Here is a 25,761-nt window from a genome sequence, read left to right as displayed (position 1 = left end):
ATATTACTCCCAGTTTGGTTAGTTTCTTGGTTAGGTTGTATCAGTGGCGCGTGGCGGCCAAGAAGCCTCGCAGACGCTCAGATTGGGTATTGCCAAACACTTCGTCCGGGCTGCCCTCTTCTTCAATCAGGCCCTTGTGCAAGAACACAACATGGTCCGAAACATCGGCGGCAAGCTTCATATCGTGGGTAACGATCAGCATGGTGCGGCCTTCGGCAGCCAGGTCCTTGATAACTTTGACCACTTCCTGTTCCAGCTCGGGGTCCAGTGCCGATGTCGGTTCATCGAACAACAGCGCCTCTGGTTCCATGCAAAGAGCGCGCGCAATTGCAGCACGTTGTTGCTGACCACCGGACAGTTGGGCCGGGTAGACATCGCATTTATCGCCAATGCCAACTTTATCAAGGTAGCGGCGGGCGTCCGCCTCTGCTTCATCACGGTCGCGTCCCAAAACTGTGACCGGTGCTTCCATCACGTTTTGCAATATGGTCATATGGGCCCACAGATTGAACTGCTGGAACACCATGCTGAGATTGGTACGGATGCGTAGAATTTGCTTGGGGTCCGCAGGGCGTCGCGATAGATGATTACCGGCCCATGAAATGGGTTCACCCTTGAACAGGATGTCACCTTCTTGACTGTCTTCCAGCAGATTGCAGCAGCGCAGCAAGGTTGACTTGCCTGATCCAGACGATCCAATCAGCGATACGACGTTGCCACGATGTGCGGTGATATCGACCCCTTTGATGACTTCAAGTTCGCCATAGGATTTGTGCAGGCCGCGAATTTCCAGAACAGGGGTTGTGTCAGTCAAGGTAGTTTTCATCCGGTACTGTTGTGTTGGGTTTAGTATTGGACTTAATTTTAGAGCTATTGCAACGTGCAATACGGTAAAACCTGTGGGTAAACCTGCGTTTTGTTGACCTGGGGCACCGGAACGGAGGGTTCTTCGATTGTTAACGGTGCTGCAGTCAAAAAAAACGGGCTTATTGTAAGCCGTTCAGCACGGTTCGAATCTAGTTTTCAATTCATGAAGATTAGCGATCTTTTTACGGTGGTGTGTTGTGCATTCGCTGCCGGCAAATGCACTTTTCACAAATTAGGATCGCGGCCTTGGTGTACCATCAGCGCGGGTCCCAAAGGTGTTGGAACCGATAGATAATCTGCGGCGGGGATTGCAAGTATGCCGTTCAAGTGCAGTGTATTCTTGTGGTCTCTGGACAGGTCAGAGATGGCGGCCTTAATCGCCAAAAACAGAGGTTTCGCGTCACGGCCCATAGCGGTGATGTACGGTAAGGCCGGGGTTGGTTCGGTCTGGTCAATCACGACCAGATCACCTGCAAAACTGTCGTAGCGCTGAATCATGAGCCAAGTAAGCGCATCAAGAGAGGCGAAGTCAGCCCGGCCTTCTGCTACGGCGAGTGCTGAGGACTGATGGCTACCGCTTTCGATCAGTTCTCCGGGCATGAGATGCCGGGCGCGAAGGTGGGTAATAGGTGCCGCCCAGCCGGATTGGGATTGAGATTCGTTGTAGGCGAAACGCTGTCCGTCAAACGCCGCCAGAGCCGCACCCTGCCGGGAATTATGAGCAATGATGACACTATTATAGTGGCCAGGTGGGCAATCGGGCAGGTCATAGTCAGGCGTTCCGACCAGTTGGACCTCGCTATAAAGACGCGTGCGATATGGCATGCCACAGGTTTGCGATAGCAGCAAATCAGGCGAACGCCAGACCTGCCAGACATCGTCGCTGCGTGTTAGGGCGTCAGGTCCGGTTCCTAGTTGGGTCCGAATTGCAGCCCAAAAAGCGTCATTGGCAGCAGCTGTTTCAGGCCGGTCATACATTCCAAGATGTGCAATCACAGCGCTTTCTCCATACGTCGACGGGCCTTTGCACTGTCGATGTCACTGACACCAAGAAGATTAGCGGACAGACGCAAAATGGCATCTTCGCTGTCATCGCGTTCACCATCGGCCAAGGCAACCTGCCAGAGCGCCTCTATGACGCCAATCCGATCTTCATAGGCAACGGACTCTTTGATTGCGCGGGTAAAACGAACCGTGTCGGGAGCTTCGGCCTCCATTGCTTCGGCCTGTTCGCGCAACAGGATTGCCTCTCCTATACCCAGACCATATCGAGACGCGGTTATGCGGTCGATCCGATCTTGCTCAACGTCGGCGTAATTGTGGTCCGAGCGAGCAATACGCACCAATAGTGCGGTCAGCGCCAGCCGCGCATCTTTTGGTGCCAATGTAGAAGGAACCGGTTGCAGTAGTTTGTTCAGCAAGTCCTTGAACATCAGTTTTCCTCTGACTGAGATGCAATTTTGGCTTTGGCTTTGACACGGGCGGCCTGGCTGTCAGCAAGGGAAAGCCCCATGGCGATGCGGGCCTCTTCAATGATGGTAATTTCGCCGGGGTGTTCCCTGTTATCCGCCAACACCACTTCCCAGAGGGCATCCATCGCGGCAAGGCGTTCTTCTATGCCGGTGGTTTCGCGGATCAACTGGCCAAAGGTGTCGCTTTCCGGAGCTGCAGCTTGCAGTTTCTCACATGTGGCACGCACTTTGGCGGCCTCAATCGCGTCGTGTTGATACAGTTGCGCCAGAATCCGATCGATCAGGCTGATTTCCTCTAGCTGGTACTCACGGTCGGACTGTGCAACCCGCACCATCAAAGCGCCAAGAGCCAGTTCCGCGTCAGGGTCTGGCAGAGTCACTGCTCCCTTGGGACGAAAAGCCTGAAATAGCTTTTTCAACATTGGCATTTGTGTCTCCGAAACTGTTGGACCGACGAGCGTTGTTTAGCCATCATAGCCCTCAATGATCTCCATGTCGCCAGTGGATACTGGGTCCCGTAGGGCCTTGGCATCCTGATAGGATAGGGAATCATAACAGGCTTTGGCTGTTGCAAAATTCTCAAATTCAATCACCACTGTACGGGCTCTCGTCTGGCCTTCACGGACTTCTTTTGGCCCCCCGCGAACAAGAAAACGCGCGCCGAATTCGGCAAAAGGTGCTGCATTCGCTGCAACGTAGTCTTTGTAACGTTCCATGTCATCAACATCGACATGGGCAACCCAATATCCCTTTGGCATTAGTCTCTCCCTTAGTTCTTGTGTGCAGGCTGGATCAATTTTGAGTGTATATCAATGAGTTGCTTGAACATATTTTCCCCGTACCACCTATAGGTAGTTCGCTGGCTGTAGGTCGAGATCATATACCGGCAAGACCCTTTGGGGAGCGTAACAAAAGGATTAAAAAAACGCCCACCGAATAGGCGGGCGCTTTTATGTTCTATCTACTTGGGTCAGTCAATTTCAGACAGACGTGCCAACGCCTCTTTGATTTTGGCTTCCTCTTCCTCGCGCAGTTCCAGATTTGCGCGGGTTTCGGCGACCACTTCGGCAGGGGCAGAATCGGCGAACTTAGGGTTCTTCAACCGGCCACGCAGACCGCCCAATTCCTTCATCAGCTTGCCAAGGTTCTTTTCCTGGCGGGCCTTTTCAGCCGCAACATCAATGATCTCTGCCAGTGGCAACGCAAACGAAGCACCCGGTGCACCGATAGATATACAGCCCTTGGGCAGGGTGTCAGCAGGCTCTAGGCTTTCAATGCGGGCAAAGCGTTTGATCAGCTCGCCATTGCGATCCCAATAGGCTTGACCGGCCTCGTCAATCTCGGTCACCAGCATCGGCACCTTGGCACCAGCGGGCACGTTCAGCTGTGCACGGGCAGAGCGGATGTTGTCGATGACCGCGATCACCCAATTCATCTCGCGCTCGGCATCGGCGTCGACCAGATCAGCCGCTGTGTAGGTTGGCCATGTGCCATGTGCCAACATTTGCGATGCATCGCCAGCCTCGTAGCCACGGCCCTGTGTAACGTTCCAGATTTCCTCGGTCACAAATGGCATGATCGGGTGCATCAGTATCAGAGCTTGGTCCACGGCCCAGGCATAGACGGCTTGGGTTTCATCTTTGGCGGCCTGATCATCGGCAAAGAAGATCGGCTTGGTGAACTCCAGATAACGTGCGCAAAAGCTGTTCCAGAAGAAGGAATACAGCGCATTGGCGGCGTCGTTAAAGCGATAGGCCTCAAACGCACCATCCACCTCTTCGCGCAGCTTGGCGATTTCACCAATGATCCAGCGGTTCAGGGGCAGGGTGGCCTTGGGCGGTTGTGCTCCACGCTCTGCCGAGAATGCATCAATCTGGCTGTCACCGTAAGAGGACGCCTGCCAGATCTTGGTGACAAAGTTGCGGTAGCCCTCGATCCGTTTCATGTCGAGCTTTAGCACGCCACCAAGGCTGGCCATGGCCGCATTGGTAAAGCGCAGCGCGTCGGCGCCGTATTCATCAATGATTTCCAACGGGTCGACAACGTTGCCGGTGGATTTCGACATCTTCTTGCCCTTGGCGTCGCGCACAAGGCCATGCAGGTACACGGTGTCGAACGGGAATTTTTCGGCAACTGGACGGTCCGACAGAACCGCCATTTGCATCATCATCATCCGTGCAACCCAGAAGAACAGGATGTCCTGCCCAGTGACCAGGGTCGAGGTCGGGAAATATTTTTGCATCTCGGCAGTGTCTTCGGGCCAGCCCAGCGTGCCGATAGGCCACAGGCCGGACGAGAACCAAGTGTCGAGCACGTCGGGGTCGCGGGTCAGCTCAACGCCTTCACCAGCCATGGCCTGAGCCTCTGCTTCGCTGGGCGCGCAGAACTGGTTACCGTCCGCGTCGAACCAAACCGGAATCTGGTGGCCCCACCACAGCTGGCGCGAGATGCACCAGGGCTCGATGTTTTCCAGCCAGTGGTAATAGACCTTCTCGCCGCTTTCCGGCAGGATTTTCACATCACCGTTTTTGACCGCGTCCAGCGCCGGGCCAACGATCTTGTCGGTCTCAACAAACCACTGATCGGTCAGCATCGGCTCGATCACCACTTTGGAGCGGTCTCCAAACGGCTGCATGATCGGCTTGTTCTCAACATATGGAATGGTTTCCGAAACTTCAGTCTCGTTACCGTCTTCATCCTTGACCGTTTTGGTCACGGTCTGCATCACGGCCAGACCTTCGGCGGTGATATCTGCGACCACGCGATTGCGGGCTTCGAACCGGTCTAGGCCACGATATTCCTCGGGGACCAAGTTCATCGCAGCGATAGAGGCTTCGGTGAACTCAGCTTCGCCATTGGCGATGGCCTGCGCAGTGGCGGCCTCGTCAACATATGGCGCACCGTCGGCGCGCATATTGGCCTTGGTGTCCATCAGGTTGTACATCGGAATGCCGCCGCGTTTGGCAACCTGATAGTCATTGAAGTCATGCGCGCCAGTGATCTTCACCGCGCCCGAGCCAAAGTCTTTGTCCGGGTATTCATCGGTGATGATCGGGATCAGGCGGCGCTGCGCCTTGGGGCCAACCGGAATTTCGCAGAGCATGCCAACGATGGGCGCATAGCGTTCATCCGAAGGATGCACCGCAACCGCGCCGTCACCCAGCATGGTTTCTGGGCGGGTGGTAGCGATAGAGATATAGTCGCGCTCTTCGGTCAGCGTGACATTCCCGTCTTCGTCTTTTTCGACGTAGGTATAAGTCGCGCCACCGGCGAGGGGGTATTTGAAGTGCCACATGTGGCCGGCAACTTCGATGTTTTCGACCTCAAGATCGGAAATAGCGGTCTCAAAATGTGGGTCCCAGTTGACCAACCGCTTGCCGCGATAGATCAGGCCCTTGTTGTACATGTCCACAAAGACCTTGATCACCGCGTCGTGGAAATTGGGCGAGTTCTCGTGGCCCGTGCGGGTGTCGCCTTTAGCACCCGACATGGTGAATGCGGTGCGGTCAAAATCGCAAGACGCGCCAAGGCGCTTTAGCTGTTCAACAATGGTGCCGCCGGACTGTTCTTTCCAGGCCCAGATTTTGCTCAGGAACTCTTCACGGCTAAAATCGGTGCGCTTTTTGCCTTCTTTTGCAAGCTCACGCTCGACAACCATCTGGGTCGCGATGCCTGCGTGGTCGGTGCCGGGCTGCCACAGGGTGTCATAGCCCTGCATACGTTTCCAGCGGATCAGGATGTCTTGCAGGGTGTTGTTGAATGCATGGCCCATGTGCAGAACGCCAGTCACATTGGGCGGTGGGATCATGATCGAGAAAGAAGAGGCACCGGGTTTGGCATTTGCCCCCGCCTTGAAACAGCCAGCTTCGTCCCAGGCCTTGTACAGCCGGTCTTCGGCTTCGGCCGCGTTGAATGTCTTTTCCATCGCCATGCGCTTTGTCCTGAATAGGTATCCTTGGTTGACGTTTCCCATATCGAATAGGCGCGCCAAGGGGAAGGGAGGAAGGGCATCGTGTCGTCAGGAGCGTGTGTTTTGAGGGAAAGTTTGGAATTTGAGTATTTTTAGCAAAAAGAAGATGCAGTGCGCCCGACCAGTCCGCGCATTGTGCGAAATACGGTCGGGCGGCTTCTCTTTGCGCGGCCATCGGCTCTCCAGCCTGTACCGCGCAATCTTAATACCTCATTAACCCTAATGAATTCTTACCGGCTTCTTTTTGCCAAAAATACTCAAAACCGACATTGTGCTTTTAGCGCATGCGGTGCGGCTGCGCGGGTCAGGTGCGGTCCAGTTTGGTGGCCAAATGGATTAGGCTTTCCGAAGATTTCACCCCGCGAGCCTCTCCAATTCGGTCAATGGTTTCGTCCAGTTCAGCGGTGGTTTTTGCAACCACTTGCGCCAGTAAGTCGAACCGCCCCGAGGTTGTATGCACGACTTGCACGCCAGACAGGCTGTGCAGCCGCGATAGAACTTCTGGTCCTGAGCGCGGTTCAATTGAAATCAACACTGTAGCTTGAAGGGGGGCACGCGTGGCGGCTGAGGCACGCAGAGTATAGCCAGAGATAACGCCGGTGTTTTCAAGCCGTTCAATCCGGGCCTGCACAGTTGTGCGAGCAAGGCCCAGTTGACGTGCTAAATCGGCCACCGGGCGCCGGGCGTTTTCGCGCAGTAGAGCGAGGAGTTTTTCATCGGTGCCGACGTTTTGCATGCATGACCTGACTTATTGACGAAAGTTTTGGTCGTTATAGTCGGTATGTGGGAGGATTTCGACGAGTAATTGTAGTTTCCTAAGGAAAACAATGAGGCAAATGATGACGCAGCATATCCCCCCCCTTTGGCATGCCCCAGAGACACATCTTGCACGGCATCAGCCGGACCACCCCATTCTGTACTTTTCACCCCGTGTTTTGCACCAGACCGCCGCACGGTTTCAGGCTGGATTTCCCGGGTTAGTGACTTATGCCGTTAAGGCGAACCCGCATCCAGCGGTGCTATCCAATTTGGTGGCTGCCGGAGTTGAGACCTTTGATGTTGCCTCGCCCGGAGAAATGGCCGCAGTGCGTGCTGCTAGCCCAACCGCGGTGATGCATTACAACAATCCTGTCCGCTCCCAATCCGAGGTGCAGGCTGGTATTGAAAGCGGCGTTGCCAGTTGGTCGGTCGATGAGCAGAGCGAGTTGGATAAGCTAGCGGATGTTCCGCGCAGTTGTGAGATCGCGGTGCGGTTTGCGCTACCAGTGTCCGGTGCGGCCTATGACTTTGGCAGCAAATTCGGTGCAGCGCCTGATCAGGCGGTGGAATTGTTGAAACGGGTGGCTGCGGGGGGCTGGATCCCATCGCTGTGTTTCCATCCCGGTACACAGTGTGAAGATCCAAATGCTTGGGTTGAGTACGTGGCAGAAGCTAGCCGGATCTGTAAGGCCGCAGGGATCAAGATCTCTCGCTTAAACGTTGGAGGAGGATTCGCTGCCAATCGAGATGGTGTTGCGCCGGATCTAGAGCGAGCCTTTGATGCCATCACGCGGGCTGCGAAGTGCGCATTTGGCGACGAACACCCGTTGCTAATCTGTGAGCCAGGGCGCGCAATGGTGTCCGAGGCCTTTACACTGGCAGCGCGGATCAAAGGCATGCGCAAAGGTGGGGATGTAGTGTTCCTGAATGATGGAATCTATGGCGGTTTGGTTGATATCCGGGACATGGGATTGCCGGGACGTGTTTATGTTGTCTCTGGGGATGGTGATTATCGCACCGCAAACGCAACTCCTCGCGTAGTGTTTGGCCCGACCTGCGATAGCCTTGACCGTTTGCCTGATGGCTTGCCATTGGCCGAAGATTCCCAAGTGGGGGATTATGTGCTTATTCCGGGATTGGGTGCGTATTCCTCGTCGATGAGCACCCAGTTCAATGGGTATGGGTTGTCAGATGTTGCAACTGTTATCGAACTGGCTGGACCGGCCTTCGACTAGGATTGTTTTTCGGCGGGCCTGTTATGGGCCGGATGTTGCCAATATCGCCCATCTGCAGTTGCGGATGGGTTTGACCTTCAGGATGTTGAGGGCGCGGTGCTCGCTGGTGTTACGAAATCGTAAGAATTTTAAGCGATCCTTGTCTTAAAAGGGACGTTGATAATCTAAAGTCGGCTGAGCAGCTTTCCAAATCGATACGCGTGGCTGCGACATATGACAGTGGACCCACCCGGAATTGGATTTACCTCAATGTTGGGGTAATTGATGTAAGCAACATCATCAATAATCGGTACACTGGTCATGGGCTAGCGCAATAGGTTGAGATAGCCGTTTCAGAAGTCGATCAAAGCGCCCCGTGTGTCGGCAGAACCAAAAAACCTTGTTCTGCCGGAACAATGGAAAGTGGTGAGGAATGTTATTAACAAAGCTGAGCAAGCGGATTCTCGGATGGCTAGGGCGGCCACTACGGTCTGAGCATTCCGGTGAAACCAAGGTGCGCGGGCCACGAGCACATGTGATAATTCTGGATGGGACGATGTCGACGCTAGAGCCCGGGCATGAAACCCATGCTGGAAAGACCTATCAACTTTGCAGTCAGATGGGCGGAGGGGTTTCAGTCTTTTATGAGGCAGGTGTCCAATGGCCCAATTGGGGTAAGACACTGGATGTCATGGTGGGGCGGGGGATCAATAGGCAAATTCGCCGCGCCTATGGTTATTTGGCCTCACGGTATCGCCCCGGCGATCAAATCTATCTTATCGGGTATTCTCGCGGTGCCTATGCGGTGCGCTCTCTCGCTGGGGTGATTGACCAAGTTGGTCTGCTCAAGGCTGAACACGCTACTGTTCGCAACATTCGAACCGCTTACCGCCATTACCAGGGCGAGGGGAGCGAGGTGTCATCACAATTTACCCAAGCCTTTTGCCACCAGAATGCTGATATCGAAATGATTGGGGTATGGGAAACAGTCAAGGCGCTAGGCCTTCGGTTGCCGTTGTTGTGGCGCTGGGCTGAATCCCAGCATGCTTTCCACAATCACCAGTTGGGACATAACATCCGCAATGGATTTCAGGCGCTGGCACTAGATGAAACGCGGAAGGTGTTTGAGCCCGTGCTGTGGGATTGCCCGTCAGGTTGGCACGGGCATGTGGAACAAGTCTGGTTTCGCGGTGCGCACGGCGACATAGGTGGCCAATTGGGCGGATTTGAAGAGGCGCGGCCTTTGGCCAATGTGTCTTTGGTGTGGATGCTGGAAAAAGCCGAGGACTGTGGGCTTCCGTTGCCCGGAAACTGGCGGTTGCAGTTTCCAGTTAACCCGACTGCGCCGTCTGTTGGCACATGGCGTGGCTGGGGAAAAGTTTTCCTGTTTCGAGGCCGCCGCCGTGTCGGCCTGGACCGCAGCGAACGGTTGCACAATAGTGTTGGAACTAGCCCGGTTTCTAAAGCCACTGGATTGCAAAAACTAAAGTCAAAACCTGCGGGCCGACCTCGTATGGTTTCTCCAAAAGTTTGAATGCCTATTCGAGACAGGGAAGAGCAGACATTACTCAGACCTCTTCCCAGATTTGAACCTCTTACAGCTTCTTTTTGCTCAAAATACTCATTTACCCAGCTTGCAGCAATTCTTGACGTTAGCGTTCTGTGCCCGACAGGTTCATGACAATGCAGGTTGTAGATCCCGTCGCATAAAGCTTCCCGTTTTCAACGCCACGAATTTCCCCGCGCGACACACCGGTTGATCGGCCGACGTGTTCTGTAATGCCAGTGGAGTCGACCATAGTGCCCAGTGGAATGGGTTTCAGAATGTTGATTTTGTATTCCAGCGTTGTGTAGACCGATCCCCTCGGGACACCAGTCATCACTGCGCAGGCCATAGCGCTGTCAAGCAGGGTGCCATACCAGCCACCATGTACTGTTCCCATTGGGTTGGTGCAGGAAAACTCGGGTGTGCCGCGAAACACTACGCGACCATTTTCCACGCTGTGCAAGTGATAGCCAAGGGTCTGAGCAATAGGGGGGCTTGGCAGCGACCCGTCAAGCATTCCAGCCATAAACTCTAGCCCTGACATTTCGGTAATCTGGCCGGGCTTTAGTAATTCATCCTGAGACTGGGCATAGTACATGTCGCGCTCCTTTTGGTCGGACCCTAGGAACGCGATCAAGTGCGGGCAAGTTTTACGCCACGTTCTCTAGCGACACATTTGGAACAACCCCAAGTGCATGACAAACGTCGCGGGTCAATTCCGGCCGGTTCATCGTGTAGAAGTGAAGCTTCTCAACGCCACCGTCGATCAGCTCGGAGCACAATTCAGTGCAGATCGCCGTTGCCAATAGGTCTTCGCGGTCATCACGCGCAGCTTTTTCAAATGCCTCGTCAACCCAAGCCGGGACAATGGTGCCGCAGCGCTTGGCAAAATTGCGGGCGCCTTTCCAGTTCTCGATTGGCAGGATGCCGGGTGTCAGAACGTGATCAATTCCTGCCTTGGCACATTTGTCGCGGAATCGGAAAAAGGTATCAGATTCAAAAAAGAACTGGGTCAGCGCTTCGCATGCGCCGGCGTCGATCTTGCGTTTTAGCCAATCAACGTCGGCATCGGTGCTGGTTGCCTCGGGGTGTGGGTCAGGATAGGCGCCCACACGGATGTTAAACCGGCCGGACTCGGCCAGTGCCTCAATCAATTCGATCGAGTTGGCAAAGCCATCGGGGTGGGGGGTGAAACCGCCAGCGCCTTTGGGTGGGTCGCCGCGTAGGGCAACAATGTCTTTAACTCCAACAGCGGCAAACTGGTCGGCAATTTCCAGCGTCTCGGCCCGAGTGGCGTCGACGCATGTCAGATGCGCAGCAACATTCAGCCCTGAGGATTTATGCAATGTAGCAACGGCATCACGGGTTAAATCGCGTGTCGTGCCACCAGCACCATAGGTCACCGAGACAAACCGTGGCTCCAGAGGGGACAACACTTGCATGGTATCCCACAGGCGAAAGGACCCCTCGAGATTTTTTGGTGGGAAAAATTCAAATGAAATCTCTGGCGTTGTCATTTGGGGCGTCTCCTATTCAACTCCCCCCTTGTTGCACGCGCAGCATTGTGAGACAAATTCATAATTCTCAAGAACAACATGAGTGAAGCGATAGGATGCACATTGAATTCCGCCATCTGCGGACGGTTAAGGCCATACATGAGGCCGGTGGTCTAGCGCGTGCGGCTGATCAGTTGAACATCACCCAGAGCGCGTTGAGCCATCAGATCAAGGGTTTGGAAGAACAGGCTGGGGTCGAACTGTTCCTGCGCCGGTCCAAACCGATGAAATTGTCGGCCGCTGGGCTGCGTCTGTTGCGATTGGCCGAACAGGTGTTGCCTCAAATTGAAACAATGCAAGCCGAGTTTTCTGCATTGCGTGACGGTCATACTGGCCGGATGCATATCGCCATTGAATGCCACGCTTGCTTCGAGTGGCTGTTTCCGGTGTTGGAAGGGTTCCGCCGAAGCTGGCCTGACGTGGATGTCGATATTCGCCCTGGGCTGGCCTTTGATGCGCTGACCGCGTTGCAAAAGGAAGAAGTCGATCTGGTGGTATCATCGGACCCAGAGCAAATGTCTGGTGTAGATTTTATCGAACTGTTTGATTACGCACCGGTGTTCGTGGCTTCTGCTCAGCACCCACTGGCGGCAAAGACCTATATATCTGCCGAGGATTTCGATGGTCAGACGTTGATCACCTACCCGGTTGAGAAGACGAAGCTGGACGTGTTCAGTCAGTTGCTAATCCCTGCAGGGGTAGAGCCAGGTGCCATCAGGCAGGTGGAGCTAACAGCGGTCATTCTGCTGCTGGTGGCTTCGAATCGCGGTATTTCTGTATTGCCTGACTGGGTAGTGCGCGAGGTTAAGTATTCGTCGGATTACGTGACCCGACCTCTGACTAAAAATGGGATTACCCGCAGCCTATACGCTGCCATCCGTTCCGAAGACCGGGACAAGCCGTATATGAAAGAACTGATCCGGCTGGCCAAAGTCGAGGCCCGAAAGTTGCAATTGCAATAAGGCATCGACGCCTGGATTTGGTGAGAGTAGTGGTGCGCGAAAGCACGCACCACTACATGTCTGATATTAGATCAGATCAGTTTTACGATCTGCTTGCCCATGTTTCCCCCCTTTAGCATTGCCATAAAGGCCGCTGGAGCATTTTCCAGACCCTCGGCGATGTCCTCAAGATAGCGAATGTCGCCACTGGCGACCAAAGGGCCGATCTCTTTCAGGAATGCCGGATGCCGGTCAAAGTGGTTCATGATGATAAAGCCCTGAACAGATAGGAATTTCACCAGGATATTGCGCCAAATCATCGGGGCCGTCAGGTCTGCGTCTGCTCCTTTAGCACCGCCGTAATAGCTGATCATGCCACAGACGGGGATGCGGCCAAAGTCGTTCATCAGTGGCAGTACCGCCTCAAGTACTTTGCCGGCAACGTTTTCATAATAGATGTCGATGCCGTCTGGACAGGCAGCGCCCAAATCTTCGCGTAATGCTGCTGCATCTGCATAGGCGCGGTGATCCAGGCAGACGTCAAAGCCAAAGGTCTCAACCGCAAAGGCACATTTGTCGGCGCCACCAGCAATACCAACAGTGCGCAAACCCGCGCGTTTGGCCAATTGGCCAACCATGGATCCTACAGGGCCAGTTGCGGCGGCAACGACCAAGGTCTCTCCCGCTTTTGGCTTGCCATATTCATTCAAGCCATACCAACCGGTCAATCCCGGCATGCCAAGAACGCCTAGCGCTGCCGTGATCGGTCCATGGCTTGGATCCAGCTTTTGCAACTGGCTTGCCGGCAGACAACCGTGGCTAACCCAACCGAACATGCCAAAAGCAAAATCACCCGGCTGGAAGGTCGGACTGTTAGAAGCGATCACTTCACCCACTGCTCCGGCCTCCATGGTGCCACCAATTGGGACAGGGGCGGCATAGGATTTGGCATCGTCCATTCGGCCCCTCATATAGGGATCCAGCGACATATAGTGGACTTTCACCAATACTTCTTCGGGGCCGGGAGTTGGCAATTCAGAGGTTACTAAGCTGAAGTTATCAGCAGTTGGTGCGCCGGTTGGACGGCTGGCAAGCGTAACGCGCTGCATTTGATCTGACATTGAAGTCTCCCTGACTGTTGCGTCGTATTTCTAAACTGATGGGTTCAGCTAGGCCATCGGAAAGTGCCACGCTATGTTAACCTAACGGCAAAAGGGGGGGGATTGGCCCTTGGCAACTGGGGGCATGCGGCGTATAGGCAGCGCTTGACCAACATCTCTCTGACGACATAGGAGCCGCGATATGATCGGCAGTGCGAATCTTAACATCATGATCAAGGCCGCCCGTAAGGCAGGCAAATCTCTGGTTAAGGATTTCCGCGAAGTGGAAAACCTGCAGGTGTCTGTAAAAGGCGCAGGTGACTTTGTGTCCAAGGCGGATATCGCTGCAGAAAAGATCCTGAAAGAGGAGCTTTTGGGCGCGCGTCCAACTTATGGCTGGATGGCTGAAGAGAGTGATGAAATTCCAGGCCAGGATCCAACCCGCCGTTGGATTGTCGATCCGCTGGATGGCACCACAAACTTTTTGCACGGACTACCCCATTGGGCGATTTCGATTGCTCTGGAGCACAAGGGTAAGATTGTTGCTGGCGTTATTTTTGATGCTGCCAAGGACGAAATGTACTTCGCCGAAAAAGGCACTGGCGCCTGGATGAATGAAACCCGTATCCGAGTGTCCGGCCGTCACCGGATGATCGAGAGTGTGTTCGCCACCGGGCTGCCGTTTGCTGGCCGGTCTGATCTACCTGAGACTCTGAAAGACCTGGCACGGTTACTACCAGCCTGTGCTGGCGTGCGTCGCTGGGGTTCGGCAGCTCTGGACATGGCCTATGTGGCAACCGGCCGCTACGAGGGGTTCTGGGAACGTCGCTTGCACGCTTGGGATCTGGCCGCTGGCATTATTCTAGTGCAAGAGGCCGGTGGCCTGGTCGAGGGAATTAATGCAGACGACAACATCATTGAGACTGGTGAAGTAATTTGCGCCAACGAGCCGATTTTTGAGACTTTTTCAAAAGTTGTCCGCGGCTAAAATCACCACTTTTTCTTGAGTTTGAATGCGCGCCAGGAGCTTTCCTGGCGCGCATTTTTGTTTGGTTGTGGGCTTTTACTGGAGGAAGGGCACTTGGTCGGTGCGGGAGCCTCCGGCGGGGATATTTTAAGCCAGATGAAGCTTCGGATCCTCAATTGGAGGGAGTAGAGTTAGCGGTTCTTACTCCAAGGTGAGCGTCCTGATTTTTTGCGTGGCAACTGTGGGATGCGACTAGTGCTATATTTTGTTGCTGGGTGCGGTGGATGACCGTGGGTTTTGCCCCAGTAACGTGGCCCACCACGTTTGAGCCAAAGTGGTATTGTAAGCAGAAAGCCAACGGCAAACCCGCCTGTGTGTGCCCAGTAAGCGACGCCGCCCTGACTGGGGTCGGAATTAAGTGAGCCCAAAAATTGCATGCCCAACCACACCCCTAGCATCAGATAGGCTGGAATAGCGAAAATGCGGAAGTAGATGACCAAGATTAAAAGAATGTCGATCCGGGCGCGCGGGAAGAGCAAAAGGTAGCCGCCCATGACACCAGCAACTGCGCCCGACGCCCCTATTGTTGGCACATGCGACCAAGGGTTCGAGGCGACATGGATCAGGCCTGCGCCAATTCCGCTGGCCAAATAGAAGAGCAGAAAGGGCAGGTGGCCCATTTCGTCTTCCATGTTGTCTCCGAAGATCCACAAGAACAACATGTTGCCTGCGAGATGCATAAAACCGCCGTGCATGAACATTGAGGTGAGCAATGGGGAAAGGCGACTGGTGCCGTCGATCTCGGTAGGGATCAGCGCATAGGAATCGTAAAACCGGGCCAGTTCGGCTGTGGTGTCATAGGTCAACGAATAGTAGGCAAAGGCCACAAAATTAAGTGTCATCAAGGTGTAGACGACATAAGGTGTGCGGCCTGACGGGTTGTGATCGCGAATTGGAAACATAGGGTGACGCTGGGCCGAAAAGGGCCCAACGTCAAGCATTTATAGGTTTTAGCCTTCGCCACCTAGGAGGGCGGCATTGCCGCCAGCGGCTGTAGTATCGACGCAGATATGGCGTTCGCCTAGGACACGGGCGCGATCGGGGTGGCCGGGAATGAGCGGCACGATCGGACCGCTCCGGCGTGCCAGGGCCTGTTCGATATCACGGCCGATTTCGTCATCGCCCCACCAAAGCACACCGGATATCCCTTGGATCTGCTGCAGTTGCTGCAGATCGACTTTGCCCGTGGCCTGCAGAACAGTGCCGCCTTGACGGGTGACTTCTTCCATCTGAGCCGCAACGGCCTCGGGGCCGGGGCCCATGCACAGCAGCGGCGCGCGTGCAGTAAGGGTCAGCCGGTTACTTTCACCAGTAGGGCCAGGGAGACTTTGGGTCGTGGGCGCAGATGGAGAGCCTGAGGGTGTGGGCATGTCGGCCTGATCATGCTGCCATTCGGCGTTGCTGTGTTGCCGGTCTGGTGCGCAGAAACGGGCCAGATAGTTGGGACCACCTGCCTTGGGACCGGTCCCTGACAGTCCCTCGCCGCCGAAGGGTTGACTGCCGACCACGGCGCCGATTTGGTTTCGGTTGACATAGATGTTACCGGCCTCAATGCGATCAGTGACATACTGTACGCGGTCGTCAATGCGGCTATGCAGACCAAAGGTCAGACCATAGCCCGTGGCATTGATGTCCGCGATAATCTGATCCAGATCTGAGGACTGGAACCGGACTACGTGCAGTACGGGGCCAAAAATCTCTTTTTCCAAGGCCGCAATGCCCGGAATTTCGATCAGGGTTGGCCCGACATAAGTCCCTTGGGCTGGAGCCTGTATCTGCTTAAGGATCCGTCCCTCGGTGCGGGCGGTCTCGATATGCGCTGCGATACCTTCTTGGGCGAGTTCGTCGATTACCGGTCCGCTGTCAGTGCTAAGCAGCCATGGGTTTCCGGTGTTTAGAACATCCATTGCGCCCTTCAGCATGGTTAGTACGCCGTCGGCTATGTCATCTTGCAGGTACAGGCAACGCAGCGCAGAACATCGCTGGCCTGCCGACTGAAAGGCGCTTTCGACAATGGATTGAACAGCCTGCTCGGGCAAGGCTGTGCTGTCGACGATCATAGCATTCAGCCCGCCAGTTTCCGCAATCAACGGCGTGCCGGGGCGAAGGTTATCGGCCATGCTGGCGCGAATTTTGAGTGCGGTGGCGGTTGAGCCGGTAAAGGCAATACCGCTCACTCGTTTGTCAGAGGTCAGACTTGCTCCGACAGATCCGCCACCGGGCAGCAATTGCAGTGCCGAACGCGGTATGCCTGCCTCATGCAGCAGTGATATTGCGCGGTAGGCTATCAGAGGGGTTTGCTCGGCGGGTTTGGCAAGAACCGCATTTCCAGTCGCTAAGGCTGCCGCGATTTGGCCTGAGAAAATCGCCAGTGGGAAATTCCAGGGCGAAATGCAGGTGAAGACCCCAGCGGGTTTGGTATCCTTGGGAATGCGCGAGGCATAGAAACGCAGAAAATCAACGGCTTCACGCAGTTCCGAGACACAGTCGAGCATGGTTTTACCTGCCTCGCGACTAAGCAGGGCAAACAACTCGCCATAGTTTTCCTCGTAAAGGTCAGCGGCTTTGTTCAGCGCGGCTGCGCGCGTACTAGCCGGGGCATCCCACAGGGTGGCCGCAGTTAGAGCGCAGGCGACGTCGCTTTCACTGGCAGGGCTTACTTGGCCAACCGACGTCAAATCGCTGGGGTTGATAACGCTTTCTGGTGCGAGTGGTGAGGCGTCTTGGGTAAGCAGCGGTGCAGCGTTCCAGCCATGGCTTGCCCAAGGTGCGCGCGCCTTTTCTATCAGGTCCAGCGTTGGCGCGTGGGTCAGATCAAAGCCTTTCGAGTTAACCCGCTCTGGAGAAAACAGCTCGGGGCCTGTGGCAATGGTACTGCTGACGTCCGCGATCATGTCAAATGGGTCGGCAGCAACCACCTCGGGAGAAACGTCCTCATCGACGATCTGGTTCACAAAAGAACTGTTGGCACCGTTTTCCAATAACCGCCGAACAAGATAGGCCAAAAGGTCGTGGTGGGCACCTACCGGTGCGTAGATGCGGCACTTGGTGCGGTTCTGTTCCAGCACCATTTGGTGCATGGTTTCACCCATGCCATGCAGGCGCTGGAATTCATAGGGTTGGCCGTCATTTGCCATATGCAGGATGGCGCTGACAGTGTGGGCATTGTGTGTGGCAAACTGCGGGTAGATGTGATCGGTCATCGCCAGCAATTTACGCGCATTGGCGATATAGGACACGTCGGTCAACGGCTTGGAGGTAAAAACTGGGAAGCCATCTACACCCATTTCCTGAGCCCGTTTGATTTCGGTATCCCAATAGGCGCCTTTGACCAAGCGCACCATGATCTTGCGGTCGTTGCGTTTGGCGATGTCGTACAATGTATCGATGGCCAACCCTGCACGTGGCCCATAGGCCTGAACCACAACGCCAAAGCCGTCCCAGCCTGCCAGCGCTGGATCTGATAGCACCGTTTCGATCACCTCTAATGAGATCGATAGGCGGTCAGCTTCTTCAGCGTCCACGTTCAGCCCCATGCCCGCCGCTTTGGCTAGCAATGCCAGTGCCCGCAAACGTGGCACCAGTTGATCCATCACGCTGGCTTCTTGTGCCAGCTCATATCGCGGGTGCAGGGCAGATAGCTTGACCGAGATGCCCGGGTTCTCGCGGATGTCATCGCTGCTGCAACCATCGGCAATGGCCGAAATTGCGCGGGAATAGCTAAGATGATAGCGCGCCGCGTCGGCCTCGGTGCGGGCAGCTTCGCCCAACATGTCGTAGGAATAGGTATAGCTCTTTTCCTCCATCCCAGCGGCGCGCTTCATCGCGCTTTCGATGCTTTCACCCAGCACGAACTGACGGCCCATTTCCTTCATTGCGCGGCTGACGGCAGTGCGGATAACAGGTTCGCCGATGCGTTTGATAGCACCGCGCAATGCCCCAACCGGGCTGCGCTCATCGTCCAGAACCTTGCCCGTCAACATCAACGCCCAGGTCGAAGCATTGACCAGCGAGGAGGACGATTTCCCAAGGTGTTTACCCCAGTTGGACGGCGCGATCTTATCCTCGATCAATGCATCAATGGTCTCGGCATCTGGCACCCGCAATAGGGCCTCAGCCAAGCACATCAGCGCTACACCTTCGTCGGTGGAAAGCCCGTACTCTGCTAGGAACACCTCCATCAATCCCGGCGCAGAATGACCCCGAATATCGCGAACCAAGGAAGCAGCATTGGCGCAGATTCTGGCCCTGTCATCATCTGTAAGAGCAGCAGTGGCCACCAGTTGATCGCGAAGATCAGTTTGGTCGGCAAATGTCATGGCGTCGATGACGTGGCGCAAGGGTTGGGTGTTTGCCATCGGGGGGCTCCATTTGTTCAGGCGTTTTGGTAAGAATACTGGCTATTCTACGGGACATTCGCCTGAATTTCTGAAATACTTGGTCAGTCGGACTGAAAACTGGGGGATATATGATGCAAATGGACTTGGCGGGACTGGACCAGTTCGATCAGAAGATTCTGACGGTTTTGGGCGGCGAGGGACGGATCTCTATTGCTGATTTAGCGCGGCGGATTGGCCTGTCCAAATCTCCCACTCAGACCCGGCTGAAACGGCTAGAGGCCGAAGGGATCATCACCGGGTACCGCGCTTTGGTAGACCCAATCCGTTTGGGGTTGGATCATGTTGCATTTGTCGAAGTGAAGCTAAGTAACACCAGAGAAATTGCTCTGACGGCATTTAATGCCGCCGTCACCAAAGTGCCCGAGATTGAGCAAGCGCATATGATCGCATCGAGTTTTGACTATCTGTTAAAAATACGAACCTCTTCAATGGTGGCCTACCGTTCTGTTTTGGCAGAAAAGATTTCAACGCTTCCGCATGTTGCCTCGACCTCGACATATGTTGCCATGCAGGCGGTCAAAGAGGACGGCGCACGGGCCCAAGAATAAAATTACGAAACAGCACTGCGCGAAAAGTTGACTTGATTATCACCAATTAGGCTTCAATTTAATCCCTATGTTTGATTTGGTTTACTGGTCTGATTACTCCCGTACGTTGACGCTCTGCGCTGCCTTGGTTTTTCCAGCGCATTTGGCTCATGCAGACGATTGCCCTCAGCCCCCTGACCATTCAGACTCGATTGAAGCGTTGATTGAACAGGTTCAACAGGCCGAAGATGAAGCAACCGCGTTACAGATCTTCAATCAACTATGGACCTTTTGGGCCGATGCCCCGAACGAACAGGCGCAGGCTGTTCTGAACCGCGGAATGTCACGGCGATCAGACTTGAATCTCACTGGGGCAATCGAAGATTTTGATACTCTCACGGAGTATTGCCCGACTTATGCCGAAGGCTATAATCAACGAGCTTTTGTGCATTTCCTGCGACAAGATTTTGATGCGGCCTTAACTGATCTGGATCGCGCACTGGAATTGTCGCCCCGCCATGTGGCCGCCATGAGCGGTCGAGCCCTGTCGCTATTCGGGCTATCGCACATCGAAGAGGCACGTTCGGCGTTAATGGATGCATTGGAATTGAACCCCTGGCTACCTGAACGCGGCTTGGCCGCCCCAGGAGGGCCTTTGGCACCCCCTCCATCAGGCGATTTTGATCTATAGGCAAAAACCCCTGTCATTTCCCACAAAACTGATTGTCCCCAGCGGCCTGCAAGGATAGACCTATGCGGGTGAGATGCTTTGGTGTTTCACATGCGGGCGTGATGGAATGGTAGACATGCCAGACTTAAAATCTGTTGGGCGTATGCCCGTGTGGGTTCGAGTCCCACCGCCCGCACCAAATCTTACTTATAAGAAATTGTTTTTCTTCTTTTTTAGAAGCCGCTGAGCGGTCGCCCTACAGATTGTCTCTCGCTAGGCTGCAGGTCCTTCAATGCGCCTATCGAAGTCGGAAACCTACAGTAGCGCGAGGCCGTCTTGTTTGCTGATCATGACACGTAGCGGGATCTTTCTTTTACCCATTGATCAGGAGCTAAAGTCAGGCAATCCACGTTGAACGCCCATTTCACGAAATAATTCCAACTGAGTGGACAGTTGCGCCAACCGGGCCTTTTGGTCTTCTGTCAGGGGTTCACTCTCCGAGATGGTCTGGATGAAGTTCACTGTCTTTACCACATCACGCCATCGGGGATTATTGGGCAGGGTGTCTGCCAACAGGTACTTGTCCAAAGTTCGTGTTTGTAAAGATGTTTTGTCCAGATTGACCCGCCAGATGCCGGAGGTTTCGGCGAATTCAATTTTGCCCTTCCCAGTCAGGTCCGACCATAGGTCAAGCGAGCGGGTCATCAGGTCAACAATGGTGTCCCGGTAGGGGTCTTGGATGTGGGTCGGCTGTGCGCCGGGGCCTTCGGGGGCAATGAGTGAAGGGAGCGAAGTGTCTACGACGTCACGCAGGGACTGAACAAATGCCTCGCCATGTTCGTTACTGGCTGGGCTAAGCAGGATGGCTTTGCCACCGCCCGCCTCGGGCATCATGGCAAAAACGCTGGTGGTGTAGTCGGTGCCGCCCAAGGTGAGCTTTAGCTGTTGGGGATCATCATCGGCATCAATCGCAGAAATTTGGCGGTGTAGATCCTGAGGTAGAATTTCAGACAACGTGGTCTGGTTGGACCGCACGGGGTGATCCAGAATATGTACGGCGCACCCATTGGCATAAGTGATGACGTCCCGGGCATTCACGCAGATCAGTCCTTCTTCCAGCGTGTTAAGAAGTTGGGTCATCCTACGTTGCGACAGCCGCAATGCGTCTTCGATCTGAATGCGGCGTTCTATCTCTTCGCGCAGTTCCAGATTTTCCTCACTGCTGCGATGCGCGCGTGAGGCTTGTAGTAAGGTTCGAATGCGGCTGAGCAATTCATCTTTGACAAAGGGCTTTACCACGTAATCATTGGCGCCGGCATCAAAGCCGGCAATCATATCACTGGACCGCCCGCGCGCAGTTAGCAGAATGATCGGCAGATCATGTAGGCCATAGCGACGGCGCAAATTGCGAGCCACATCAAGGCCATTCATGCCAGGCATCATCACATCCAGAACAATCAGGTCGGGTTGTGCCGTAGCAACACTGCGCAGGGCTGCCGAGCCGCTAGAAGCTTTGATCACGCGGTAGCCTTGAGGGTGTAGAACGTTCTGCAAAACCTGAAGGTTAATTGGTTCATCATCCACACAAAGCACGACTGGTGCGTCGCCGTCACTTTCTATGGCGTCATCAACCGCGCGCAGCGGGACAACTGGATCTTCGGGCAGCTCAAGAGATGGAAAACCTTCGGGTGCCGTAGGTGCAGGCAGATCAGACGCAGGAAGGTGGATTTCAAAGGTAGATCCTTTTCCCAGTTCACTGGTGACTTCAATCGACCCATCCATCATGACGGCCAAATTTCGGGCAATGGTCAGGCCTAGACCGGTGCCCTGCTGTTGGCCGTGACTGCCGGGGGTAAGTTGTTCCAATGGGTGAAAAATCCGGTCCATGCTGTCCGGGTTAATTCCGGGGCCTTGATCTTCTACGGCCACGATAAGAGTGCCATTTTCAACTCTGGCGGAAATGTCGATATCACCGCCACCACCATATTTGGCCGCGTTGGACATTAAATTGAACAAGATTTGTTCATATCGAACGGGGTCAGCCAACACTGCGGGCAGGTTGGCTGGCAAGTCCAGATGAACCTCAACTTTGTCAGTGTTGCGCCCCTTGGGCATCAAAGGTTGAACCAGTTGCACCACATTGCTTAGGGCATGGCCCACGTTCAATGGTTGCAGGTCCAAACTCATACGTCCTTCACGGATACGGTAGATATCCAACAGATCGTCAACCAGACGGGACAGGCGACGGGCCGAAGACGTAATCAGGCGCAGCTGGCTTTTTTGTGCGGGATGCATATCCCCCATAACGCCGGTTTCCAATGTTTCTAATATTCCGATGATACCGTTCAATGGAGTGCGTAATTCGTGACTGGTATTTGCCAAAAACCGGTCCTTCATCCGGTCTGCCTCTTCCAGTTTTACGTTTTTCTCTTCAATCTGGCGCAGGTTTCCTTGGAGGGTGTCGTTCTTGTCGCGAATTTGATCGAGCTGATCACGTAGCCCTTTGCGCATACCGCTGACGGCGCGGGACAGGCGGGCGTACTCCACCGGATGGTCGTATTCGGGCAGGTTTTCATTCAGGCTGCCCTCGGCCACTGCGCTGGCTGCTTCTGCTAGCCGTTGGATTGGCCGGGTTAGCGATTTGGAGAACAAAAATACCAAGGTTGCCAAAACAACTATGGTGCCCGCGCCGATAACTAGCAGTGCGATTCCCAGTCGGCGGGAATTGAAAAATGCTTGATCGCTGGAGGCTTCGGCTACGACCAACCAAGGCGGGTTGGGGGGGCTTAGTCGCCCCCAGGCCGTGAGGGCAGGACTGCCCGACAACCCGGTGTCTAATATTGCCACTGAGGAAGGTGTTGCCATCTCAACAGGCAAGGGCGCAGTTTTTCCAATCGATGTGGCGGTGGTGGGATCCGACGCTGCAATGATAGCGCCTTGGGCAGATAACACAGTCAAAGGGGTTTCACTGCCTTCCAACAGGGATTGAATGCCGGTTGGTGGCATCCGAAGGATCAAGGCTCCGCGTGTGTGTGAATGCAAAACAACTGGCACCGCCAGATATGCAGAAAATTTACCAGTTACCGCATCCGGGGCAAAATCCTGAACTATTGGAGTGGGCCCGTCTTGATCACGGAGCGCCGCATGGGCGCTTTCTATTCCCGCAGCGGCGCCTTCTAGATGGCGGCCAAGATAGGCATCCGCATTTGCGGCGTAGACAATCTGCCCATAGCGATCAACAAGGTAGAGATTGTCAAAGGGACTATCTTGGAGAAAACTAAGAAAACCGGCGTGGAACCGACGGTAGATATTGGCGTATTCCAAAGCCTCGCGTAGCAATCGGTCATTAGTCCCAACCCCCAGAGATTCTGGGTTGGAATGACTGACCCCAAATATATCACGTAACAATGCGCCGCCTTCGCGTGGGGTTTCTGCCAGCTGTCGAATTGCATAGCTGAAGCCATAAAACTGTCCAACCGAGTAGCGGACATTTGACGACTTTGCCAAATCTTCGGCCTGCTTGCGGGCATGAGTCAGGTACTGGCTGATTTCGCCACTTTTCGCGTTGCGGGCAAATCCGACCTTTTGAAATGTCTCGGATGTGATGGTCTGGTTCACCAAGGCATAAAACACCATTCCCCCTAAGGTCAGGGGAAGGACTGAGGCCAACAAAAATGTGACGAGCAATCGGGCTCGGATTCCGCTTAACACCTGATGTTCTCCGAATGGGATAGCCGCGTCGTTTCGTAGATTTTGTCGGTTAACCTCTTTGCTGACAAGGGGCAGCGCATCGCAACTTGGAATTGAACGAATTATCTAATGACCCGTAACCGACTGAAAATTATCATTTCTACCGGTCTTGAAATTCGATTTTGACGAAACTTACGATATTTCTGGTGTCCAGATGCAACCAAGAGGGCTTGACTAAGCTCAGTTCTCATCCGGGGTTCGTTCGGATTGAGGATAGCTATTTTTCGCTTAAGCCGGATGAACCGGATGCGATTGGGAGGAAACAATGAAAAAGACCGTAGTTGCTGGGTTGATGACGTCGGCCAGCCTGATGGCCACCCCTGTGTTGGCCGAAAAATCTGTTGTGACCGCTTTGCCCGAGCAGGTCACCGTATGGGTTGAAAACTATAATCCATTCAACCAGACGACAGTGCTGCCGACAGTAGAACATTTCATGTATGAGCCGCTGATCATCTTTAACCGCATGGATGGCGGAAACCCGGTGTTCCGCCTGGCCAGCGACTTTAAGTACTCCGATGATCTGACATCGATCGACGTGACGCTTCGCGACGGTGTGGAATGGTCTGATGGCGAAGCTTTTGATGCGGATGATGTCCTAGCCACCTTTGCGATGGTTATGGAGAACCCCGCGATTGACAATCAGGGTATGGCCAAAATGCTGGCCAGCGTTGAGAAAATTGACGCTCAGAACGTACGCTTCCATCTGAATACCGCGTCAAACCAGGCAATGTTCCAGATTGTTCGCGTGCCAATCGTGGCTGAACACATTTGGTCTAGTGTTGATGATCCGGTCACATTCACTAACCCAAATCCGGTTGGAACTGGTGCGTTGACCTCGATTGAGCGTTTCTCGGCACAAGAATATGTTCAGTGTCGTAATGACAATTACTGGGACGCCGACAGCCTGAAAGTTGACTGTTTGCGCATGCCTCAAATCGCAAATAACGACCAGGCGCTGGCCGCGGCTGCAAGTGGCGAGCTGGACTGGATGGGCTCGTTCCTGCCAGACATCGAAAACACTTATGTTTCAAAAGATCCAGAGAACCACAAATACTGGCTGCCAGGTGGGTCATTGGTGGCGTTCTACCTGAACCTTGAGAGCAAAGTTGCAGGTAACAAAGAAGCGTTTAATAACGTAGACTTCCGCCGCGCTGTTTCGATGGCTTTCGATCGTGAAGCTATGGTTGAAATTGCGGGTTATGGCTACCCGACCATCAACCAGTACCCATCGGGCCTGGGCGCGTCATTTCATGCTTGGAACGACGAAGCGACTGAGGACAAATTTGGTGGCTACACCGAGTACAATGTAGATGCGGCTAAGGCCCAGCTAGCAGAGGCCGGATTTAAAGACATCGATGGTGACGGCTTTATTGAAACGCCCCAAGGTGAAGCGATCAGCATTGATATCATCGTTCCAAACGGTTGGACCGACTGGGTGAACTCGGTACAGATTGCGGTTGAAGGTATGAATGCCGCCGGGATCAAAGCCAATGTTGCAACACCCGAAGCCGCTGTTTGGACGGATAAGCTGATCAATGCGGACTATGATGTTGCCATCAACGCGATTTCAGTTGGTGCGACACCTTACAACCAGTTCGAACGTGGTCTGCACGAGCGTAACCAAGGCAAAACTCGCTTTGGTGCCGCACGGTACTACAATGCAGCGCTCAGCGAAAAACTGGATGCATTTACTCAGACCGTCGACACCAAAAAACAGCAGATGATCATGGGTGAAGTGCAGCAGATCCTAGGTGAAGAAATGCCGATCCTACCGGTGTTTAACAACCCGATCTGGTATCAGTACAACACCAAACGGTTCACCGGCTTCTTTAACGCCGACAATCCGGTTGCAAGCCCTGCCGTTCACAAGACCAACCCGGCGCGTGTGCTGCATCTGCTGTCGCTGCGCCCGGCTGAGTAACGCTCTTGTTGGTATGGGGCGGCCAAAGGGTCGCCCCGTTT

20 protein-coding genes and 1 tRNA gene are annotated in these 25,761 nt (G+C 54.4%); 8 read left to right on the top strand and 13 right to left on the bottom strand.

Going from position 1 to position 25,761, the window contains the following annotated elements; translation table 11 throughout:
- Positions 1-40: 40 nt before the first annotated feature.
- The 7 genes from DL239_RS03470 to DL239_RS03440 form a co-directional block, all read right to left on the bottom strand.
- Entirely contained in the window at positions 41-814 is a 774-nt protein-coding gene (locus tag DL239_RS03470) for an ABC transporter ATP-binding protein (protein ID WP_167682344.1), read from the bottom strand.
- A 278-nt stretch (positions 815-1,092) separates the two neighbouring features.
- A complete protein-coding gene (locus DL239_RS03465) occupies positions 1,093-1,863 on the bottom strand; it encodes a phosphate/phosphite/phosphonate ABC transporter substrate-binding protein (protein ID WP_167682342.1) in 771 nt (256 codons plus the stop codon).
- The gene (locus DL239_RS03460) at positions 1,860-2,300 is read right to left on the bottom strand and encodes a tellurite resistance TerB family protein (RefSeq protein WP_167682340.1); all 441 of its coding nucleotides are present in this window, start codon (positions 2,298-2,300) and stop codon (positions 1,860-1,862) included. The genes DL239_RS03465 and DL239_RS03460 overlap by 4 nt, the downstream gene beginning before the upstream one ends.
- A complete protein-coding gene (locus DL239_RS03455; RefSeq protein WP_167682733.1) occupies positions 2,300-2,761 on the bottom strand; it encodes a tellurite resistance TerB family protein in 462 nt (153 codons plus the stop codon). The genes DL239_RS03460 and DL239_RS03455 overlap by 1 nt, the downstream gene beginning before the upstream one ends.
- A gap of 42 nt (positions 2,762-2,803) precedes the next feature.
- The gene (locus DL239_RS03450) at positions 2,804-3,097 is read right to left on the bottom strand and encodes a DUF1330 domain-containing protein (RefSeq protein WP_167682337.1); all 294 of its coding nucleotides are present in this window, start codon (positions 3,095-3,097) and stop codon (positions 2,804-2,806) included.
- A gap of 212 nt (positions 3,098-3,309) precedes the next feature.
- Positions 3,310-6,270, bottom strand: coding sequence for a valine--tRNA ligase (locus DL239_RS03445; protein ID WP_167682335.1), 2,961 nt, complete (start codon positions 6,268-6,270; stop codon positions 3,310-3,312).
- A gap of 343 nt (positions 6,271-6,613) precedes the next feature.
- Positions 6,614-7,045: an Lrp/AsnC family transcriptional regulator gene (locus tag DL239_RS03440; protein ID WP_167682326.1), complete on the bottom strand. Its 432-nt coding sequence runs from the start codon at positions 7,043-7,045 to the stop codon at positions 6,614-6,616.
- Positions 7,046-7,148: 103 nt separating this feature from the next.
- Between DL239_RS03440 and DL239_RS03435 the strand changes: the two genes are divergently transcribed.
- Together DL239_RS03435 and DL239_RS03430 are read left to right on the top strand one after the other, a co-directional pair.
- A complete protein-coding gene (locus DL239_RS03435) occupies positions 7,149-8,303 on the top strand; it encodes a type III PLP-dependent enzyme (RefSeq protein WP_167682324.1) in 1,155 nt (384 codons plus the stop codon).
- A 412-nt stretch (positions 8,304-8,715) separates the two neighbouring features.
- Positions 8,716-9,816, top strand: coding sequence for a T6SS phospholipase effector Tle1-like catalytic domain-containing protein (locus tag DL239_RS03430; protein WP_167682322.1), 1,101 nt, complete (start codon positions 8,716-8,718; stop codon positions 9,814-9,816).
- A 118-nt stretch (positions 9,817-9,934) separates the two neighbouring features.
- Here DL239_RS03430 and DL239_RS03425 read toward each other — a convergent pair whose 3' ends face one another.
- Positions 9,935-10,426: a PaaI family thioesterase gene (locus DL239_RS03425; protein ID WP_167682320.1), complete on the bottom strand. Its 492-nt coding sequence runs from the start codon at positions 10,424-10,426 to the stop codon at positions 9,935-9,937.
- A gap of 52 nt (positions 10,427-10,478) precedes the next feature.
- Positions 10,479-11,345 (bottom strand): methylenetetrahydrofolate reductase [NAD(P)H], encoded by an 867-nt coding sequence (metF, locus tag DL239_RS03420; RefSeq protein ID WP_167682318.1) that lies wholly within the window; start codon positions 11,343-11,345, stop codon positions 10,479-10,481.
- Between the two features lie 95 nt (positions 11,346-11,440).
- On the opposite strand from metF, the gene DL239_RS03415 reads away from it, so the two are divergent.
- On the top strand, positions 11,441-12,346 hold the full coding sequence (locus DL239_RS03415) for a LysR family transcriptional regulator (protein WP_167682316.1): 906 nt from the start codon (positions 11,441-11,443) through the stop codon (positions 12,344-12,346).
- 71 nt (positions 12,347-12,417) lie between these two features.
- Here the strand turns inward: DL239_RS03415 and DL239_RS03410 are convergent, their stop codons facing one another.
- The gene (locus tag DL239_RS03410) at positions 12,418-13,446 is read right to left on the bottom strand and encodes an NADP-dependent oxidoreductase (protein WP_167682314.1); all 1,029 of its coding nucleotides are present in this window, start codon (positions 13,444-13,446) and stop codon (positions 12,418-12,420) included.
- Between the two features lie 181 nt (positions 13,447-13,627).
- On the opposite strand from DL239_RS03410, the gene DL239_RS03405 reads away from it, so the two are divergent.
- The gene (locus DL239_RS03405) at positions 13,628-14,413 is read left to right on the top strand and encodes an inositol monophosphatase family protein (RefSeq protein WP_167682312.1); all 786 of its coding nucleotides are present in this window, start codon (positions 13,628-13,630) and stop codon (positions 14,411-14,413) included.
- Positions 14,414-14,583: 170 nt separating this feature from the next.
- On the opposite strand, the gene DL239_RS03400 is transcribed toward DL239_RS03405, so the two are convergent.
- Positions 14,584-15,354 (bottom strand): rhomboid family intramembrane serine protease, encoded by a 771-nt coding sequence (locus DL239_RS03400; RefSeq protein ID WP_167682310.1) that lies wholly within the window; start codon positions 15,352-15,354, stop codon positions 14,584-14,586.
- A gap of 48 nt (positions 15,355-15,402) precedes the next feature.
- Positions 15,403-18,810, bottom strand: a complete 3,408-nt coding sequence (gene putA, locus DL239_RS03395) for a bifunctional proline dehydrogenase/L-glutamate gamma-semialdehyde dehydrogenase PutA (protein WP_167682308.1) — start codon at positions 18,808-18,810, stop codon at positions 15,403-15,405.
- 113 nt (positions 18,811-18,923) lie between these two features.
- Between putA and DL239_RS03390 the strand changes: the two genes are divergently transcribed.
- The 3 genes from DL239_RS03390 (at position 18,924) to DL239_RS03380 (ending at position 20,248) form a co-directional block, all read left to right on the top strand.
- Positions 18,924-19,400 carry an Lrp/AsnC family transcriptional regulator gene (locus DL239_RS03390; protein ID WP_167682306.1) on the top strand — a complete coding sequence of 159 codons (477 nt, stop codon included), beginning with the start codon at positions 18,924-18,926 and terminating at the stop codon, positions 19,398-19,400.
- A 67-nt stretch (positions 19,401-19,467) separates the two neighbouring features.
- Positions 19,468-20,070 (top strand): tetratricopeptide repeat protein, encoded by a 603-nt coding sequence (locus DL239_RS03385; RefSeq protein ID WP_167682304.1) that lies wholly within the window; start codon positions 19,468-19,470, stop codon positions 20,068-20,070.
- 92 nt (positions 20,071-20,162) lie between these two features.
- Positions 20,163-20,248, top strand: a tRNA-Leu gene (locus DL239_RS03380).
- 185 nt (positions 20,249-20,433) lie between these two features.
- Here the strand turns inward: DL239_RS03380 and DL239_RS03375 are convergent.
- Positions 20,434-23,685, bottom strand: coding sequence for a hybrid sensor histidine kinase/response regulator (locus tag DL239_RS03375; protein WP_167682302.1), 3,252 nt, complete (start codon positions 23,683-23,685; stop codon positions 20,434-20,436).
- Between the two features lie 379 nt (positions 23,686-24,064).
- On the opposite strand from DL239_RS03375, the gene DL239_RS03370 reads away from it, so the two are divergent.
- Positions 24,065-25,720 carry an ABC transporter substrate-binding protein gene (locus DL239_RS03370; protein WP_167682300.1) on the top strand — a complete coding sequence of 552 codons (1,656 nt, stop codon included), beginning with the start codon at positions 24,065-24,067 and terminating at the stop codon, positions 25,718-25,720.
- Positions 25,721-25,761: the final 41 nt, after the last annotated feature.

This window comes from Parasedimentitalea denitrificans, assembly GCF_011813015.1.
GTDB classification, from domain to species: Bacteria; Pseudomonadota; Alphaproteobacteria; order Rhodobacterales; family Rhodobacteraceae; genus Parasedimentitalea; species Parasedimentitalea denitrificans.
Note: the sequence above shows the minus strand (reverse complement) of the source record. Positions and strands in the feature narration are given on the sequence as shown.